This is a genomic window from Arcobacter sp. 15-2 (assembly GCF_047159865.1).
In the GTDB taxonomy this organism is placed as follows: Bacteria; Campylobacterota; Campylobacteria; order Campylobacterales; family Arcobacteraceae; genus JAIOSF01.
Genome location: NZ_AP038804.1, coordinates 922,831 through 939,119, shown reverse-complemented (window position 1 = coordinate 939,119; position 16,289 = coordinate 922,831). Strand labels below are relative to the sequence as shown.

The 16,289-nt window shown below is 28.7% G+C and carries 16 protein-coding genes and 1 other RNA gene; 15 read left to right on the top strand and 2 right to left on the bottom strand.

Annotated features, from left to right (window positions below; translation table 11 throughout):
• The 10 genes from nuoL to ACMCMH_RS04970 all read left to right on the top strand — a co-directional run bounded on the left by nuoL (nucleotide 1) and on the right by ACMCMH_RS04970 (nucleotide 7,903).
• Entirely contained in the window at nucleotides 1-1,932 is a 1,932-nt protein-coding gene (gene nuoL, locus ACMCMH_RS05015; RefSeq protein WP_412727719.1) for an NADH-quinone oxidoreductase subunit L, read from the top strand.
• A gap of 13 nt (nucleotides 1,933-1,945) precedes the next feature.
• On the top strand, nucleotides 1,946-3,472 hold the full coding sequence (locus ACMCMH_RS05010) for an NADH-quinone oxidoreductase subunit M (RefSeq protein ID WP_412727717.1): 1,527 nt from the start codon (nucleotides 1,946-1,948) through the stop codon (nucleotides 3,470-3,472).
• Nucleotides 3,472-4,956 carry an NADH-quinone oxidoreductase subunit NuoN gene (nuoN, locus tag ACMCMH_RS05005; RefSeq protein WP_412727715.1) on the top strand — a complete coding sequence of 495 codons (1,485 nt, stop codon included), beginning with the start codon at nucleotides 3,472-3,474 and terminating at the stop codon, nucleotides 4,954-4,956. Before ACMCMH_RS05010 ends, nuoN begins: the two co-directional genes overlap by 1 nt.
• Nucleotides 4,957-5,048: 92 nt before the next feature.
• An RNA gene (gene ffs / locus ACMCMH_RS05000) (signal recognition particle sRNA small type) lies at nucleotides 5,049-5,146 on the top strand.
• 174 nt (nucleotides 5,147-5,320) lie between these two features.
• Nucleotides 5,321-6,295: a hypothetical protein gene (locus ACMCMH_RS04995; protein ID WP_412727713.1), complete on the top strand. Its 975-nt coding sequence runs from the start codon at nucleotides 5,321-5,323 to the stop codon at nucleotides 6,293-6,295.
• Nucleotides 6,296-6,349: 54 nt separating this feature from the next.
• Nucleotides 6,350-6,451 carry a hypothetical protein gene (locus tag ACMCMH_RS04990; protein ID WP_412727999.1) on the top strand — a complete coding sequence of 34 codons (102 nt, stop codon included), beginning with the start codon at nucleotides 6,350-6,352 and terminating at the stop codon, nucleotides 6,449-6,451.
• 123 nt (nucleotides 6,452-6,574) lie between these two features.
• Nucleotides 6,575-6,880 carry a nucleotidyltransferase domain-containing protein gene (locus tag ACMCMH_RS04985; protein WP_412727711.1) on the top strand — a complete coding sequence of 102 codons (306 nt, stop codon included), beginning with the start codon at nucleotides 6,575-6,577 and terminating at the stop codon, nucleotides 6,878-6,880.
• A complete protein-coding gene (locus ACMCMH_RS04980) occupies nucleotides 6,870-7,262 on the top strand; it encodes a HEPN domain-containing protein (RefSeq protein ID WP_412727709.1) in 393 nt (130 codons plus the stop codon). Before ACMCMH_RS04985 ends, ACMCMH_RS04980 begins: the two co-directional genes overlap by 11 nt.
• A 238-nt stretch (nucleotides 7,263-7,500) precedes the next feature.
• Nucleotides 7,501-7,707: a hypothetical protein gene (locus ACMCMH_RS04975; RefSeq protein ID WP_412727707.1), complete on the top strand. Its 207-nt coding sequence runs from the start codon at nucleotides 7,501-7,503 to the stop codon at nucleotides 7,705-7,707.
• Complete coding sequence (locus ACMCMH_RS04970; RefSeq protein WP_412727705.1) at nucleotides 7,697-7,903, top strand: hypothetical protein; 207 nt, start codon at nucleotides 7,697-7,699, stop codon at nucleotides 7,901-7,903. Before ACMCMH_RS04975 ends, ACMCMH_RS04970 begins: the two co-directional genes overlap by 11 nt.
• A gap of 309 nt (nucleotides 7,904-8,212) precedes the next feature.
• On the opposite strand, the gene cmoA is transcribed toward ACMCMH_RS04970, so the two are convergent.
• Nucleotides 8,213-8,920, bottom strand: coding sequence for a carboxy-S-adenosyl-L-methionine synthase CmoA (gene cmoA, locus ACMCMH_RS04965; protein ID WP_412727703.1), 708 nt, complete (start codon nucleotides 8,918-8,920; stop codon nucleotides 8,213-8,215).
• A gap of 97 nt (nucleotides 8,921-9,017) precedes the next feature.
• Between cmoA and era the strand changes: the two genes are divergently transcribed.
• The 5 genes from era to ACMCMH_RS04940 are packed head-to-tail and all read left to right on the top strand — an operon-like array spanning nucleotide 9,018 to nucleotide 14,046.
• Nucleotides 9,018-9,905, top strand: a complete 888-nt coding sequence (era, locus tag ACMCMH_RS04960) for a GTPase Era (RefSeq protein ID WP_412727701.1) — start codon at nucleotides 9,018-9,020, stop codon at nucleotides 9,903-9,905.
• A gap of 17 nt (nucleotides 9,906-9,922) precedes the next feature.
• On the top strand, nucleotides 9,923-10,777 hold the full coding sequence (locus ACMCMH_RS04955; protein ID WP_412727699.1) for a hypothetical protein: 855 nt from the start codon (nucleotides 9,923-9,925) through the stop codon (nucleotides 10,775-10,777).
• Nucleotides 10,767-11,456, top strand: a complete 690-nt coding sequence (locus tag ACMCMH_RS04950) for a hypothetical protein (protein ID WP_412727697.1) — start codon at nucleotides 10,767-10,769, stop codon at nucleotides 11,454-11,456. Before ACMCMH_RS04955 ends, ACMCMH_RS04950 begins: the two co-directional genes overlap by 11 nt.
• A complete protein-coding gene (locus tag ACMCMH_RS04945) occupies nucleotides 11,449-12,849 on the top strand; it encodes a GspE/PulE family protein (RefSeq protein WP_412727695.1) in 1,401 nt (466 codons plus the stop codon). Before ACMCMH_RS04950 ends, ACMCMH_RS04945 begins: the two co-directional genes overlap by 8 nt.
• 6 nt (nucleotides 12,850-12,855) lie before the next feature.
• Complete coding sequence (locus tag ACMCMH_RS04940) at nucleotides 12,856-14,046, top strand: type II secretion system F family protein (RefSeq protein ID WP_412727693.1); 1,191 nt, start codon at nucleotides 12,856-12,858, stop codon at nucleotides 14,044-14,046.
• Between the two features lies 1 nt (nucleotide 14,047).
• Here the strand turns inward: ACMCMH_RS04940 and clpA are convergent, their stop codons facing one another.
• Complete coding sequence (gene clpA / locus ACMCMH_RS04935; RefSeq protein ID WP_412727691.1) at nucleotides 14,048-16,288, bottom strand: ATP-dependent Clp protease ATP-binding subunit ClpA; 2,241 nt, start codon at nucleotides 16,286-16,288, stop codon at nucleotides 14,048-14,050.
• Between the last annotated feature and the right edge of the window lies 1 nt (nucleotide 16,289).

The window sequence follows — 16,289 nt, the reverse complement described above, 5'->3', positions numbered from 1 at the left end:
ATGGAACAATATTTATATATTGCATTATTTGCTCCACTTCTTGGTTCTTTGATTGCTACACTTTTTGCAAATAGTCAAAAGAAACTTTTTATTGGTATTTTGACATCTTTACTTATTGCTGTTTCTTTCTATGCTTCTATTCATTTACTGTATTATGTGTACACTACAGAAAATTCGGTTACTGTAAATTTAAAAGATTGGATTGTTCTTGGAAATGTCAATATTCCTTTTGGATTTGTAGTCGATCAAATAAGTATAGTGATGATGGTTGTGGTTACACTTGTATCAACAATGGTACATATTCATTCTATAGGATACATGGACAATGATAGAAGTTTCAATAGATTTTTTGCATGGTTATCAGCATTTGTTTTTTCAATGATGATACTAGTAATGTCAGATAACTTTGTAGGACTTTTTATAGGTTGGGAAGGTGTTGGTTTATGTTCTTGGGGATTGATTGGGTTTTGGTATCATAAAAAAGATGTGGAAAAATCAAAAGATTTAAAGCGGTCACCATACTCTACACTTTCACCACATTCAGCTATCTCCCCTTCATGGGCTGCAAATGAAGCTTTTATCATGAATAGAGTTGCTGATTTAGCAATACTCATTGGTATATTTATGATTTTTTGGAATATAGGAACTTTACAATATGATGAGATTTTTGCACATATTTCAAGACTAAGTCATGAAACAATAGTAATCATAGCAATCCTATTATTTATAGGTGCTATGGGAAAATCAGCACAATTTCCTTTTAATACTTGGTTAGCAAATGCAATGGAAGGCCCTACTCCTGTTTCTGCTTTGATTCATGCAGCTACGATGGTAACAGCTGGGGTGTATTTAGTAATAAGAACAAATGAGATATTTTCAATTGTTCCTGAAGTTGGATATTTTATAGCTGTACTTGGTGCGTTTGTAGCTATTGCAGCTGCTTCTATGGCCCTTGTAGCTACAAATATGAAAAAGATTATTGCATTTTCTACTCTTTCACAACTTGGATATATGTTTGTAGCTGTTGGACTTGGTGCTTATTGGGTAGCACTATTTCATCTGGCAACTCATGCTTTTTTCAAATCAGTATTATTCTTAGGTGCAGGAAATGTTATGCATGCTATGGGTGACGAGATAAATATTAAAAAAATGGGTGGATTAAAAAAACATATGCCACAAACAGCACTTATTATGACAATAGCATCTATAGCACTTGCTGGTATCTATCCACTTGCTGGTTTTTTCTCAAAAGATTTGATTCTTGAAGTTGCTTTTGGAACGCATTCATATATTTTATGGGCTGTTTTATGGCTTACTGCTGGACTGACTGCATTTTATTCGTTTAGACTTATCATGTATGTATTTTATGGAGAAGAGAAATATAACCATGAAACAAAACATCCTCATGAAACATATTTTTATGTTATTGCTGCGATGATACCACTTGCAATATTAGCTATAAGTGCAGGGTGGTTTGAGCATGAATTCTCTCAAATGGTTACAAAGATTTTACCTGAGTTAAATGTACATGTAAGTACAGCAACTTTTTATACACTTATAGCAGTTACAACAGCAATCGCATTGAGTGGGATAGCTTTTGCTATTTTTAAATATAAAAAAGATGGTGAATATTATGGGAGTGAATTTGAAAATAATTTTATTTATAAACTGTTAGCAAACCAGTATTATTTACCACATTTTTGGGATGTTGTTGTTACGAAAATATATAAAGCACTTTCAAAAATTTCATGGAAAGTTATAGATATCAGAATCATAGATAGTTTAGTAGATAGTATAGCTAGTAGAATAGTAAATGGTGCTAATATAGGAACTTCTATGCAAAATGGAAATTTATCAAGTGCTTTAAAATGGATGGGACTTGGTATTTTGATGCTATTGGTCTTAGTATTAGTGTTTAGTGATTTAAGATAAGGAAAGGAAACAGATGGAACATATTTTATCAATTTTGATTTTTTTTCCAGCTTTTGCTGCAATATTAGGTTTTTTAGTAAACAAAAATGCAATTAGAGCGTATGGAATAACAGTCGTAACTATAGAGTTTTTACTTTCTTGTTATTTATGGTTAGGGTTTGATAACTCTGACTTTACTATGCAATTTAAAGAGTTCATACCACTTATCTCACAATATGGTATCTCTTATAATTTAGGAATAGATGGTATCTCATTGTTTTTAGTAATGATGACTACTTTTATGACAATGATTTCTATTATAGGATTGAGTGAAAGAAAAGAGTTGAAAAATTTAATACTTACTGTATTATTTTTAGAGATGACAATGATTGGGGTATTTGTAGCATTAGATGTTATTTTATTTTATATTTTTTGGGAGCTTTCTTTAGTGCCTATGCTTTATATTGTTGGTGCATGGGGTGGAAAATATAGAATCTATGCTGCTGTTAAGTTTTTTATTTATACATTTACAGGGTCGTTAGTTATGCTTGTTGGGATGTTATATTTAGGATATATATTTTATACAGAAACAGGAGTGTGGAGTTTTAATCTACTTGATTGGAATGTTTTGGTGATGCCAATAGATATGCAAATGTGGCTATTTGTTGCATTTTTCTTAGGCTTTGCTGTAAAAGTTCCTATGGTACCTTTTCATACTTGGCTTCCATACGCACATGGACAAGCACCAACAATAGGTTCTGTAATACTAGCAGCTATTTTATTAAAAATGGGAACTTACGGTTTTATTCGATATTCTCTTCCTCTTTTTCCTGATGCAAGTGTTGCTTTTATGTTTCCTATAGGTATTTTGGCAGTGATTGCAATTATATATACAGCGATGATAGCGTATGCACAAGAGGATATAAAACAAGTCATAGCTTATAGTTCTGTTTCTCATATGGGTGTTATTATGTTGGGAATTTTTGCATTAAATGTTGAGGGTATTGGGGGATCATTGTTTTTGATGATTTCTCATGGTATTGTATCTGGGGCTTTATTTATATTGGTTGGTGTCATTTATGATAGAAGAGGTACAAAAATGATGAGCCAGTTTGGTGGACTAGCATCAGTTATGCCTATTTATGCAACTATATTTGGAGTTGTGCTTATGGCTTCAGTTGGCTTACCACTTACAATTGGTTTTGTTGGAGAGTTTTTATCTTTACTTGGATTTTTTGCAGTTTCTCCATTGTTAACGGGTCTTGCAGGAACAACTATTATATTTGGCGCTGTTTATATGCTTGTGTTGTATAAAAAAACATTTTTTGGAGTAATTACAAACCCTCTTAATGAGAAACTGCAAGATTTAAATAAACGAGAACTAAGTGCTTTAGTTCCTCTTGTCTTTGTAATAGTGTATTTAGGTGTTCATCCTAAACCTCTATTGGAACCGATTGATAACTCTGTGAAAAGACTTGTTCAAACTATGTATGTAAAATCAGTTGAACCAACTACTAAGGATGCAATAGCATCTGTAAATACAATAGGGGAGAAAAGATAATGGTTGAACAAATTTCCATAAATATAGAAGATTTAAACCTACCATCACTTTTCCCTATGATGATTGCTGTTGTAGGAGCTTTGGTTATTTTATGTATAGATTTGGCTACGAAAAATTTACATAAATCACTTTATATCATACTTACTATTTTTGTTTTACTTGTTGATTTGCTTGCTGTTGTAGGATATACAGGAACAACTAGAGGTTTTTTTGATCTTATGCTTATCGATGGTATTGCTATACTTACACAAGTTATCATACTTGTTGCTTCTATTTTATTTATTGTACTTGCATTTTCAAAACAGAAATTTCATGAATATAAATATGCTGAATATTTTGCTTTGTTTTTATTTATGATTGCAGGTTTTCAGTTTATGGTTTCAAGTGATAGTCTTATTTTGATTTTTGTTGGACTTGAGACATCATCGATGGCATTGTATATTTTAATTGCGATGCATAACCGTGACAAGTCAACAGAAGCAGCCATAAAGTATTTTACAATGGGAGCATTATCAACTGCTTTTTTTGCTTTTGGTTCTATGATATTTTATGCACTTACAGGAAGTGTAGAGTTAGGGCAAATCTCTGCATCGTTTGTAGCATCTGAGTTTGCTAATTATCCTTTTATCTTATTAGGTGTTGTATTTATTTTAGGTGGAATTGGTTTTAAACTTTCAATTGTTCCTTTTCATACTTGGGCTCCTGATGTATATGAAGGCTCAAGTGCAGCAATGGCTGGATATATGTCGGTGGTACCTAAAATAGCAGCTTTTGTAGTTGCTTTGAGGTTTTTTGAAATATTTGTAAGTGTAGATAACCAATGGGTAGAGCTTATTTTATATACTATTGTTGTATCAACAATGACTATTGCTAATATGGCAGCGTTAGTACAAACAGATGTAAAAAGAACACTAGCGTACTCATCGATTTCACATGCTGGTTTTGTAATGGCTACTATACTTATGGGAACTACTCAAGCTACTGGGGCGTTATTTTTATATTGGATTTTATTTTCGTTTGCAAATTTAGGGGCCTTTGCTATATTGTGGATGGCTAGAACGAAAGAAAATAATACTTTTACTTCAGACCATGCTTTTGAAAAATATGCAGGGCTCATCAAAACATCTCCTGTAGTGGCTTCTATGATGGGACTATTTATGTTAAGTCTTGCAGGGATTCCTCCATTTAGTGTATTTTGGGGTAAAATGTTTTTGATAAGTACAGCTATAAATAGTGATTATATTATCTTAGCACTTATTATGATACTTAATTCTGCTATTGCTGTGTATTATTACTTGAAACTTATAGTATATATGTTTTTAAAAGAACCTATTGTAAATACTGAAAAACTAAGTATGAATAATGAAAATAATGCACTAAGAGGGGTTATTCTCATAGCTGCTCTTTTATCACTTGGAGCTATTTTTTATATTGATCCATTGTTAGAAGTTATTAGTATCTATGTAGAGATAAGTGGATACTAATCGTTTAATGAGATTTTAATAGTAATTCTATTAAAATCTCATTCTAAGTACAAGATAAGCATTGAGAATATTACACAATATTCTGACTGCTTCTCTTAGACCTTTACAATCACATTAAAGGGCAACTCCCCAGGGTAGGAATACAGCAAGGAACCTTTTTTTGTTGGTGTGTTTAGGTATCTGGGAGGAGTACTTACTCTTTATCTAATACAATCAATAAACCCCATAACAAAAGCATTTACAAAGAACTCTTACGATTATAATTAATAAAATAAAAAATGATAGAACAATATGTTAATATTTAATGAATAGTTAGAATATGAAGTCAAAAGAACTTCTCCATAAACTGCTAAAAGGATAAAAATTGGAAAATCTAATACCCTTTGTAATTGTAATATCTCCATTTGTACTAGGATACTTACTTTTTAAAACATACAAAGAAAAAAGGGAAATAGAAAAAGATTTTGAAAGTTTATCAAAAGAGATATCTAAGTATCAAGATAAAGAAAAATTACTCAATGAAATAGAAGAAAAAAAAGATACTATAATTGAAGAAGCTAAAAATGAAAAAGAAAATATTCTCAAAAATGCTAAAAATGAACTTATGTTAGTAGAAAATAGAATCGGAAGACTTAAAACAGCTGATATGGAGATCACTACACGCTTAAAACTATCACGACAAAATATCGAAAATATTACTGATAAATGTTCGATGTTAGCCTCTGATATTGAACTTATTACAGATGATGACTTATTATCAAGTAAGAGTTATCAAGAGGATAGAAAAGAAGTAAAAGCAAGATTAAAAAAATTAGCAATTAATGCTATTGATGGTGTAAAAGGTAGTAATGCAGATGTAAATATTGGAAAATTTATCGGTATATCTGCAAAAGCAGATATTGCAGGGGCTTTACTTCTTACAACAGTAGAAATGTTGTGTTCAAAAGTCAATGCTAATAATGGATATAATGCTTTAGAAAAACTCTTTGAAACAATTATTGCTACTGAATCATTAATTAGATGTATTGATAGTAGAGCAGTAATAAATGAAGAGTTTAAGGAGTTGTTAGAAAAGAGATTAATTATAGAAACCAACTATAAGAAAGCAAAACAAATTGCACAAGAAGAACAAAGGGAGATAAGAGAGGAAGAGCGAGAAGATAGAAAAGCAAGAGAAGAAGCTGAAAAAGTTGAAAAAGAAGCCCAAAATGAAGAGCGAATTAAAAATGAAGCTATTTCAGAACTAGAATCACAAATGTTAGAAAAATCAGATGCTGAAAGAGAAATATTTGAAGAGAAACTCAATAAGCTAAAATCTGAATTAGAAGAAGTACATTAACGATATGAAAGAGCAAGAAGTCGAGCGCAAGATACAAAACAAGGAAATGTTTATATAATTTCAAATATTGGAAGTTTTGGAAAAAATGTATTTAAAATAGGTATGACTAGAAGAATGGAACCACTAGATAGAGTTCACGAGCTAGGAAAAATGTAAAAGAATGTTATAAATTGTGAGAAATATAATTTATAAGATATGTATATTCTTCTTTGCTGGTAATTATGAATCTTAATTAAGAATATAATATAATAATAGTATATTATAAAAAAAGGGGAAGTTGTGAGTTTAACAGATAATAAAAAACTAAATTTTATCAATATCATAAAAGATAAATTATCACAATTTCAAGAAGTAAATAAGGTTGTCTTATTTGGTTCTTTTGTTAATTCAAACAATCCGAATGATATAGATATAGCAATAATACAAAACTCAAATGATAACTTTTTGACTCTATCTTTAAAGTACAGAAAAGTATTAAGAGAATTATCAAAAATGATACCACTTGATATAGTGCCTATCAAAACAAATTCTAAAGGTGTGTTTTTAGAAGAAATCAATAAAGGTCAAGTAGTTTATGAAAGATGAAACTAATCAATGGATTAAGTATGCTGATGAAAATTTACAATCATCTAAGATACTATGTGAGAGCCACCTTTATAACCCATCTTTACAAAATGCACAACAATCTATCGAAAAAAACATAAAAGCTTATTTTGTAGAAAATGGTTTAAAACTTCAAAAAACACATAATATATTATCTTTAAATGAGATACTAAAACAAAATGATGTATATCTAAATATAACAGATGATGAGATTGATTTGATAGACACTATATACTTATCTTCAAAATATCCTTTTGGTTCTGTATTACCTGATTTTGAACCTGATAAAGAGATATGTTTAAATTGCATTGATATAGCTTTTAGAGTTCAAGAGGATATACGAAAATATCTAAAAAAAGTATAGACACTTTGTCTTTTTGTTACCCTATATGTTACCTTTAGTTTATGTTGTTAATTATAAATACTTTATATAAAGACTTTAAAGCTAAAAGATAGGTATTTGGGAGGAGTACTTACTCCTTATCTAATACAATCCAATAAAAGCATTTACAAAAAGAAAACTATTATTTAACCTAAAAATATACAAATATTTACTTTAATAATCTAATATGATACAATATCAAAAATAAAAAGGGGTATTTATGCAAATTGTTAAATTAGAAGTTGAAGATAGTATTTATAACGATATGTTAAAAAGTGGTATAAATATTCAAGAAGAAGTAAACAAAGTACTAAAAAAAACAATTTATCATAAAGAGCATAAAATAGCGAATGATATCGTTATCGGACTTGAAGAGATAAAACAAGGAAAATCAAGACCTATAAAAGATTTGTTTAGTGAACTTTGAAACTGTATCAAGATTTGATAAAGAAGTAAAAAAGTTATCTAAGAAATATAATCTTATAAAAGAAGATTTAAATAACTTTGTTGTAGATTTTGATAATATTCATAAAGAAGCTACAAGTATAAAAAACAATCTTTACAAAGTAAGATTATCAAATAGTATAAAAAACAAAGGCAAACGAGCAGGTTGTATTATTTAAAAATAAATGATACAGTATATTTATTGACTATTTATGATAAATCACAAATAGAAAGTATCAACGAAAATACACTAAATCAATACATAGAAGAACTTAGTAAATAATCGTTATAGAAGAGAGTGTAAAATAAATTCTGTAAACCCACCTTTTATTTCTAAACTATTTACTATATCTAACCGTTGCACTTTAAGTTAGCCTTCTACATTTCATTTTCATTTCATTTTCATTTCTTATACTTTCAGTACGAAATTTAACAATGATAATTAAAATATAAAAACTTTTAGTCCTTTTAAGTTTTTATATTGTTTATTACTTAATCGCTACAAAAGTAGCAAAATTCACCCACTTGAAAATACAGTCAAAGTTTGAAAATCCTGCATCCAAAATCATTTTTTTATTTTCTTCATAACTATATGGAATCAGTACATTTTCCAATGCTTCTCGTTTTTGAGATATCTCAAATTCACTATATCCTTGTGTTTTTTTAAAGTCGTAGTATTCATCTATAAATTGTTTGTTTAAAGTTTTATTATCGGTAATTACTTTTTCACTAAATATAAAAATAGAACCAACTTCAAGTGAGTCATATATTTTTTTTACTAACTCTTCTCTTTGAAGTGGTCGAATAAACTGTAAAGTATAATTTGAGATAATGACATTTGATGATTGAAAATCAACATTAAAGATATCATCCTCAATAAACTTTATATCTATACCATAGGCATTTGCTTTGTGTTTTGCTCTATTGAGCATTGCATTTGAAGTATCAATACCAATTAAGTTTAAAGAAGTATTTGAGTTTTTTGCTATATTTATAAGTGTAGTTGCTGTTGAGCAACCTAGATCATAAATAGTACTATTTTCCTGAGTATACTTCAAAGCAAAAGCAGTTGTGAGATTTAGCATATCATCATAGTGAGGAACTGAACGGCTAAGCATATCGTCAAATACAGATGCAACATCCTCATCAAATTCAAATTGTTTTTTTATTGGTTTTTCAAATAGTTTATCTTTCATTAAAAGTATTGTATAATAATATATATTTCAAAGTATTTAAAATAAAATAAATTGTTTGACTGAAAACTAATAAACAGTAAAAGAAAAAGGAAAAAATTTGACAAATACAAAATGTGGATTTGTAGCAACGGTGGGAAGACCAAATGCAGGAAAAAGTTCATTATTAAACTGGCTAGTTGGTGAAAAGATAACTATGGTTTCACATAAAGCAAATGCAACACGAAAAAGATCAAATGTAATTGTGATGAATGAAGATGATCAAATTGTGTTTATAGATACTCCAGGTATACATGAAAATGAAAAACTGATAAATCAATTTATGCTAGAAGAAGCACTAAAGGCAATTGGTGATTGTGATTTGATTTTATATCTTGCACCTGTTACAGATAAAGTGAAACATTATGAAGATTTTTTAGTAAAGAACACAAAAAATACAAAACATATTTTACTTTTGACAAAAACAGATTTTGTGAATGATACTGAACTTTTTGATAAAATTGAAGAGTATAAGAAGTTCGATGATAAATATGAATCTTTAATTCCCGTTTCGATTAAAAAAGGAACTAAGGAAAAAGATATCTTAGATGCTATTGTAAAGCATTTACCAGAATCACCACCACTTTATGATACTGAAATTATGACTACATCTCATTTAAGAGAGATTTATAGAGAGTTTATACGAGAATCAATTTTTGATAATATCTCTGATGAGATACCTTATGAAGCAGATGTTATAATTGATAGGGTAGAAGAGAAAGACAATGTAGATGTGATAAAAGCTACTATTGTTGTAGAAAAATCTACTCAAAAAGGGATGATCATCGGTAAGGGTGCAGTTGCAATCAAAAGAATAGGTTACAATGCACGAAAAAAAATAGAAAGACTTACTCAAAAGAAAGTTTACCTAGAACTTTTTGTTTCAGTGAAAAAAGGGTGGACTAAAAATAAAAACTCTTTAAGTGAGATGGGATATAACTTTGACTAAAACGGTAAAGTTTTAAAATGAAACTCCTTAATGCTAGTGAAATAAACACATTAAGCATTAAGGTCACTGAAAAAATTCACAAGAAGAATCTCTTTAAATTTTTACGAACAAATATTTTAAATAGCGAACTTAGTTACACCAAAAATAGCTTTTTTTACTATACTTATATAACTCATTCCTCAACTTATGAAATATTTTTATATGATAAAACGACTCAAGATATTATTTTAGAGCCTTTTATTTTGCCTTATCTTCTTTCAAGAAGTAAAGTTCAAAGTTTGTATATAACAGATAGCTATTTTGCACTATTTGAAAATGAATCATTGTTGTGCTTAAAAAATATTTCAAATACCTCTGATGAGGAGATTATAGAATATATAAAACAAATTTATAAGTTAGATGATTTTGAAGTTTTAGTTGTGCCATCTTCTTTGTTAAATAAGTTTGATCTGGAAAAATACAAAGCTTATAATCAATTAGAAGTAGCATTGTATGAAGATAAATCTTTTGTGGTTTTTACTGTATATTTAGGAATAAGTTCTTTTCTATTGTTGCTGTTTCTAATGTATCAGTTTACACAAAATGGTTATCCGGAGATACAAGATAAACCAAAAACTAATAAACACAAGATTCTACCACTGAATAAACCTTTTGAAAAAGCTCATGAACTTTTTTCTTATATCGAAGTAAATACAATGTATATAAAAAAAATCTCCTATACAAACAACAAAATAAAAACAATACTGTATGATACAAATAAGCAAAGTTTACTAAAACTTTTGAATAAATATAACAAGAATATACAGTTAAAGTCATTGGTTTTTAGTAGTGAAAATAAGCTTTATAGTATGGATGTGATAATTGAATATTAAAAGTAAGTTTCAATCATTAAAAACTTTTCAAAAAATAGAAATTTATATAATTGTAATGATACTATATTCTTTTATTGTTGTGTTTTCTAGTGATATTGTTACCTTTATAAAACCTCAATCTTTGAGTAATATCACTCATACTACTATAAAGACTAAACAATATGCAAATACATATATTAGAATGGATGATATTTCACTTATGAATTATATTGATACTCTAAGCCGTGAAAAGAATACAACTATTCTAGAGTCTAAAATACTCAAAAAAAGTATGTATATAAAAATAGAAGCAAATCATTCTGAAATAATGAAATTCTTAACTACAATAGAAAATCATTTTGTTATCAATAGCTTTGAACTGATAGAGGAAAATGAACAAACTATTTTGAGCATAATGATAGATACCAACTACTTTTATACATCATCAATGATAAAGAAGTCAATCAAAAATCCAAATCCTTTTTTACAGAACAAACTAAAAAAACAAAAAGTAAATACTGTAGATATAAAGTTAAAAATCACTGCAATCATTTCAAATGAGGTACTTATCGATGGCATTTGGTATAAAGAAAGAGATAGTGTGGGAAACTTTACAATACTATCGATTTTGAAAGATAAAGTACAATTCAAAAATCTTATAACAAAACAATTAGTGACAGAAAAGGTAAGTTATGACTAATAAAATTTTAGATTATAATATTGATTATTCTTTAGTTGAGATAGCAACACAAGAAGCGTCAAATAAGTACAATATGCTCCCTATTAGAAACGACGAGTTGTCTGTATTGGTTGCATCTTCTTTTCCAGTTGAAGAGTTACACTATTTTGTAGATATATTTCAAAAACCTTTAAAATGCTTGTATGTTGATGAAAAATATATTAAGGCAGAATTGCAATATATTGAGTTAAAACAAAAACTATTTATTTTAGCTCAAAGCTCGTTACAAAATATACATAAAGATAGTGTGAACTCATATATTATTAATTTTATAGATCTGTTATTTTCGTTTAGTATTGAAAAAAACGCAAGTGATATACATTTTGAAGCACTCAACAATAGTGTTGTTATAAGAATACGAATAGATGGTGAATTACAACAACTTTTTCGTTTTGATGATAAACTTTTTGCTTTGATAAGCTCTATTATAAAATACTTTGGAAACCTAGATATCTCACAAAGAAGAATACCTTTAAATGGAAGGTTTACTCGCAAAATAGGTGAAAAAGAGTATGACCTTCGTATCTCAACAATGCCAACAGTATATGGAGAATCAATAGTACTAAGAATACTGGATAATGGTAATATCCAAAAAGATATTGAAAACATTGGTTTTGATATAGATACTTTAAAAACAATTCAAAGAAATATTCATCTTAATCAAGGGCTTATTTTAGTAACAGGACCTACAGGAAGTGGGAAGACCACAAGTTTATATTCTATGATTAATAGTTTAAATACAAAAAACAAAAAGATTATAACTATTGAAGATCCTGTTGAATATAAACTTGATGGTGTGATGCAAGTAAATCTTAACAATGAGATAAATCTTGATTATCAAACAGTATTAAAAAATATTTTACGACAAGATCCAGACATTTTACTCATAGGAGAGATTCGTGATACTGAGTCACTTCAAATAGCTATACAAGCATCATTAACAGGACATTTGGTTATCGCCACTTTACATACAAATAATGCTATAGAAACTCTTACAAGACTTTTCGATTTGCAAGCACAAAGTTACTTGGTGGCTACCACTTTAAAAATGATTTTATCTCAAAGATTATTACGAGTATTGTGTAGTGATTGTAAAATAAAAGATATAGATACAAATAAATACAAAAGTAATGGCTGCCAAAAGTGTAATTATACAGGGTATAACAATAGACAAATTATCTCTGAGGTATTAAGCATAGACAGTGATTTGTCTAAAATGATAGCTAACAATCGTAATATTTATGAGATTGAAGAATATTGTAAACAAAATGGTTATGTAACTCTGAAAGAAAATGCACTAAAGTTAGTAGAAAATGGAATTACAACAATAGAAGAATTTTATAGTAAAGTGTAGTAATAGATGATAAAATATAAAATACGCTATCAAGAAAAACAAAAAATGAAAACGCTCTATTTGGAAGCACAAAATAGAAGTGAACTCCAAAGCCACAAAAATTTCCCAACTAATATTATCAATATTAAAGAACAAAAAAATCTCTCTTTTGATTTTGTTAGTATAAGAAATAAAAAAAAAGATATTTTTGAACTTTTTTCTCAATTAGATATTATGTTAAGTGCTAGTCTTAGTTTTAGTGAATCCATAGAGATGCTTTTACAGTCACAACAAGAAACAAAGATACGAGAAATTTTGAAAATAATTGAAGAATCATTATCTTCATCGGTTCCTTTAGATATAGCATTAAAACCATATACAAATTATCTAGGGAATAACACTATCCTTTTTCTAAAATTAGGTTTTGAAAATGGAAATATTAAAGAATCAATCCATTCTTTAGTAGAGATTTTAGAAGAAGATATTCAAAGTAGTGAAAAATTTCAAGAGGTGATGAGGTATCCTCTTATTTTAATTCTCTCTTTATTTGTTTCAGTAGGGATGATTTTTGTCTATGTTTTACCAAATTTTGATTTTGTTTTTAGTTTACTCAAAGATGAGATACCAACAGCCACAAAAATATTATTGACCTTAAGAGATGTTTTTGCTGATTATAGTATATATATTGTGATTTTTCTGCTCGTTTTAATAGGAGTATTTATCTTTTTGTTTAAAAGGTATCGTTATTTTTTTGATAAAGTTTTACTTTTAAAAATACCTATTTTAAGTAAAGTAATTCAAGATTATCATTTCTATAGACTTTTTTTATCTATTAGTATTATAGTAAAATCAAAATATCAATTTCAAGTAGCCATTTTAAATAGTAAAAATATTGTAAATAATTTATATGTAAAAGAGATGATGAATGGTATTCTCAAAAATATAAAAAATGGCTCAAATATTTCAGACGCTTTTGCGGCAAGTAAAATATTTGATAATCTTACGATTAAACTTTTACATACAGCTGACTATACAAACGAATATGAAACTGTACTATTGAACATTACTGCTCAATATAAAAAACGCTTTCATAAAAGTCTGAAAAGTTTTTCTTCACTTATTGAACCTGTACTTATATTTTTTATAGCATTGATTGTATTGTGGCTTATTTTAGCTATCATGCTCCCTATTTGGAATTTGGGAGCAGTTATAAATTAGATTATAATTGCTCTTTAGCTGTATAAGTAAATGAAAATTCTTCTTTTTTAAAATCGATATTTACACTACCACCATTTTTTAGTTCTCCAAAAAGTATCTCATCTGTAAGTGGTACTTTTATCTTTTGGGTTATCACTCTTTGGAGTGGACGAGCACCCATAAGTTTGTCGTACCCTAATCGTGCTATCTCTTTTTTTGCTTTTGTTGTGAGTATGATTTTTATGTTTTTATCTGCTAAATTTTCTTCTAAATCTTTGATAAATTTACTTACAATTTTTATCAAAATAGGTTCACTTAATGGTGCAAATTTTACAGTTGCATCAAGTCTATTTCTAAACTCAGGGGCAAAAAACTTTTTAACAGCTTTATCTTCATTGATTCCATCATCTTTAGCAAATCCCATTATATTTGCTTGAGTTGCTCCTAAGTTTGAGGTCATAATAAGTATAACATTTTGAAAGTCTGATTTTGTTCCATTGTTATCTGTTAGAGTTGCATTGTCCATAACTTGAAGCAATAAACTCATCAAGTCTGGATGAGCTTTTTCTATCTCATCAAGAAGTAAAACGGTATGAGGATGTTTTCTGATAGCTTCTGTTAGTAATCCACCTTTTTCATAGCCAACATATCCAGCAGGTGCTCCAATAAGTCTACTTACTGTGTGTGCTTCACCATATTCACTCATATCAAATCTTTCAAAGTGGATACCCATAACATGTGCTAATTCTTTAGCAACTTCTGTTTTCCCTACACCTGTACTTCCTGTAAATAAAAAACTTCCCACAGGTTTGTTGTCTATTCCCATACCTGAACGGTTTACTTTAATTGCTTTTACTATTGTAGTGATTGCATCATCTTGTCCAAATACTCTTTTTTGTAAATTTGTTTCAAGCTTTTTAAGCAATGAAAGATCAGAAGAGGTAGCCGTTTTGGGTGGTATTTGTGCTATATTTGAGATTGTTTTTTCTACATCTTTTGCTGTTATTTTGATCGTTTTTTTAGATTTTTTCTCTAATTTAATAGTTGCACCTACTTCATCAATCACATCAATAGCACTATCTGGTAAAAATCTATCATTGATAAATTTTTTACTTAATTCTGCAGCTAGTTTCAAACTCTCATCGCTATATGAAACACCATGAAACTCTTCATATTTTGATTTTAAACCTTGCAAAATAATTACACAATCTTCAATGGAAGGTTCTTTTATTTCAACTTTTCCAAATCGTCTACTAAAGGCTTTATCTTTACCAAAATCATTTCGATACTCTTCATAAGTGGTAGCCCCAATAACACGAAGTTTACCACTACTTAACATCGGTTTTAAAATATTTGAAGCATCCATAGTACTACCACCAACGGCACCAGCCCCTACAACTGTATGAATCTCATCGATAAATAAAATAGCATTATTTTTTTTACTTACCTCTTTTAAAACAGCTTTGAGTTTTTTCTCAAAATCACCTCTATATTTGGTTCCTGCAAGCATTGAACCCATATCTAGTGAATAAATTTTTGCATCTATTAAAAACTCTGGAACTTCTTCATTTGCAATGGCTAAAGCTAAACCCTCAGCAATTGCTGTTTTCCCTACACCAGTTTCTCCTAGTAAAATAGGGTTGTTCTTCTTTCTTCTTGCTAGAATCTCAATAACTCTTGCTATCTCTTTTTCTCTACTAATAACAGGATCTATTTTACCATCTTTTGCAATACTTACAAGTTCAACACTATTTTGCTCTAGTGGTGTTTCCTCTTTAAGCTTTTTTTTATCAAGTTTAGCAAAATCTTCCTCTGCATCATTTTCATACTCATCATCATTTCCATGACTAATCTCTTCTAAGATATCTACTCTTTCTAGACCTTGTTGATGAAGAAGATAAGTACAATAAGCGTGTTCATCTTTTAAAATATATACAAACATATCTTCAACAGTTGATTCTTTTTTTCCTGAAAGTGAAGAGTGGGTAATCATTTGTTCTATTGTATTTGTTAATGTAATTGTTTCAACGGGATCTTCATGTTCTAACTCTTTTGGATATTTAGGAGTGTTTTTTAAAATATAATCCTTAAGCTGTGAATAAAGAAAATCAATATCTATGTCCATTTCTCGTAAAAGTTTGATAATAGTTTCTGATTTGATTAGATATACAAAAACATGTTCCATTGTTATATATTCATGACTATTTGCGCGTGCATAATTAACAGCATTGGTAAAAACTTTTTGAAGATCTATATGTATCATT

Coding starts and splice junctions, on each gene's coding strand:
- cmoA (WP_412727703.1), bottom strand. CDS start 8,920: ATGAAAGATAAACTATTTGAAAAACCAATAAAAAAACAATTTGAATTT.
- ACMCMH_RS04945 (WP_412727695.1), top strand. CDS start 11,449: ATGACTAATAAAATTTTAGATTATAATATTGATTATTCTTTAGTTGAG.
- ACMCMH_RS04980 (WP_412727709.1), top strand. CDS start 6,870: ATGAAAGATGAAACTAATCAATGGATTAAGTATGCTGATGAAAATTTA.
- nuoL (WP_412727719.1), top strand. CDS start 1: ATGGAACAATATTTATATATTGCATTATTTGCTCCACTTCTTGGTTCT.
- nuoN (WP_412727715.1), top strand. CDS start 3,472: ATGGTTGAACAAATTTCCATAAATATAGAAGATTTAAACCTACCATCA.
- ACMCMH_RS05010 (WP_412727717.1), top strand. CDS start 1,946: ATGGAACATATTTTATCAATTTTGATTTTTTTTCCAGCTTTTGCTGCA.
- ACMCMH_RS04975 (WP_412727707.1), top strand. CDS start 7,501: ATGCAAATTGTTAAATTAGAAGTTGAAGATAGTATTTATAACGATATG.
- clpA (WP_412727691.1), bottom strand. CDS start 16,288: ATGATACATATAGATCTTCAAAAAGTTTTTACCAATGCTGTTAATTAT.
- ACMCMH_RS04955 (WP_412727699.1), top strand. CDS start 9,923: ATGAAACTCCTTAATGCTAGTGAAATAAACACATTAAGCATTAAGGTC.
- ACMCMH_RS04940 (WP_412727693.1), top strand. CDS start 12,856: ATGATAAAATATAAAATACGCTATCAAGAAAAACAAAAAATGAAAACG.